The sequence below is a fragment of the Veillonella parvula genome (assembly GCF_024461875.1).
GTDB classification, from domain to species: Bacteria; Bacillota; Negativicutes; order Veillonellales; family Veillonellaceae; genus Veillonella; species Veillonella parvula_I.
Genome location: NZ_JANGAL010000075.1, coordinates 1 through 254, shown reverse-complemented (window position 1 = coordinate 254; position 254 = coordinate 1). Strand labels below are relative to the sequence as shown.

Annotated in this window: 1 protein-coding gene; it reads right to left on the bottom strand. The window is 30.7% G+C overall.

Annotated elements, in window-relative coordinates; translation table 11 throughout:
• A partial coding sequence (locus tag NE668_RS09925; RefSeq protein ID WP_256196831.1) for an NAD(P)-binding protein occupies nucleotides 1-254 on the bottom strand: 254 nt, incomplete at both ends.

Here is a 254-nt window from a genome sequence, read left to right as displayed (position 1 = left end):
ATTTGTCTGAAACGGATAATCCACCAATTCTCCCTTATAAATAATTTTTGTATTTTTATCTTTATATTTAATATCTTCCGGATTCACGCTATCAAGAAATTTCTTTTTGAATTCATCTGTACTAAAATGGAAGAAATGCCCTGCATAATCCCAAACATAATCTTTCTTCTTAATAGTACGGCAATATCCACCCACTTCTTTTTCTTTTTCGATAATTAAATAATCACCGTCTGCGTAGTTTGCAAAAGTAAGTC